The following is a 1,315-nucleotide window of genomic DNA, read 5'->3' as shown; positions in this document are numbered from 1 at the left end:
GCGGCGGCTGCGACACCCAACGGCTCGCCCTCGAAGAGACTGTTCAGAAATACCGCTGCGCCTTCGGGCAGGCGGGACACCAGCACGTCCTGTTCGGGCCGGGTCACCAGCGCGTCCTCGCTATCGCTCGAACACAATGGCTCGACCGGGCCGTCCTGCCGGTTCATCGCGAAGATCGCTACCGCCGGGTACGCGGAGCGCACGATCCGCGCGGCCGGATGCCGCGTGAAACACAGGTCGCCCAGCCGCGCGGGGTCGATTTCCGCGAAGGTCTGCGCGGGCAAAACCGGCAGGTCGGCTGCGTGATACGCATCCAGCCACGCGCGCTCGATACGCGCAACGTCCGCGAGCCACGGCATCTGCTGCGCGTACTCGTAGGCTTCGATGAAGTTGGGGAAACCACGGCCGTAGTCGAACAGCAGCGGCGAAACCGGCGGCGCGGCGCGCACGTAGAAACGCGCCATCGCGCGGAAAAACTCGCTGCCGGTGATGCGCTGAACCGCGGGATAGATCGCGGCAACCGAGTCGATCAGACTGACCGTGACGTTGTTGCGATAGACGTTGTAGCGCTTGATCACGCCTTTTCCGGCGGCGGCGACGAGTTGTGCGGGTGGCGGCGCCGACGGGTCGGTCAGGCCGCTCGCGAATGCCGTGGCGAAGTCGTTGTTGGCTTCAGCGGTGCGCGGGTGCCCGCGGTCTTCACGCTTCATCGTTCATGTCCGCTGTGAGCGGCAGGCGATGTCTTTCCATCCGCTGCATGGCAGCCCGAGCCTCGCTGCGCAGCACGGGCCATCCGGGCAGGCTGCTGTCCCATTCGATCAGCGTCGCGGTAGGTCCGATGCGTGCGATTACATCTTCGTACAGCGCCCATACCGGATCGGCAACGGCGCAATCGTGACTGTCGATCAGCAACGGTTCATCTTCATCGTCGCGCTGCACGGTATGGCCCGCGAGATGAATCTCGCCGATGCTGGCGAGCGGAAACTGCTCGAGATAAGCCCGCGCCGAATAACCATGATTGGTGGCGGACACAAATACGTTGTTGATATCCAGCAGCAGACCGCAGCCCGTGTGGCGCACGATCTCTGCGATAAAGTCGGTTTCGCTCATCGTCGACGAATCGAATGTGACGTAGGTGGACGGGTTTTCCAGCAGCAGCGGGCGCCGGATCGCCTCCTGCACTTCGTCGATGTGCTCGCACACGCGGGCCAGTGTCTGGGCGGTGTACGGCAGCGGCAGCAGGTCGTTATAGAAGGTTCCGGCGTGCGTCGACCATGCGAGGTGCTCGGAAACCAGCATCGGCTCGTAGCGTGCC

At 64.4% G+C, this 1,315-nt stretch carries 2 protein-coding genes; both read right to left on the bottom strand.

Annotated features, from left to right (window positions below; genetic code table 11):
• The coding region (locus ACYVNQ_RS30890; RefSeq protein ID WP_460908152.1) for an HvfC/BufC family peptide modification chaperone at positions 1 to 710 on the bottom strand (710 nt) is incomplete at its 3' end.
• Positions 700 to 1,315: MbnB/TglH/ChrH family RiPP precursor modification enzyme (locus tag ACYVNQ_RS30885; protein ID WP_460908149.1), on the bottom strand; the 616-nt coding region annotated here is incomplete at its 5' end. The genes ACYVNQ_RS30885 and ACYVNQ_RS30890, both read right to left, overlap by 11 nt.

The sequence above is a fragment of the Paraburkholderia jirisanensis genome (assembly GCF_054782355.1).
The sequence above is the reverse complement of the archived record's forward strand: the minus strand, read 5'-3'. Positions and strand labels throughout refer to the sequence as shown.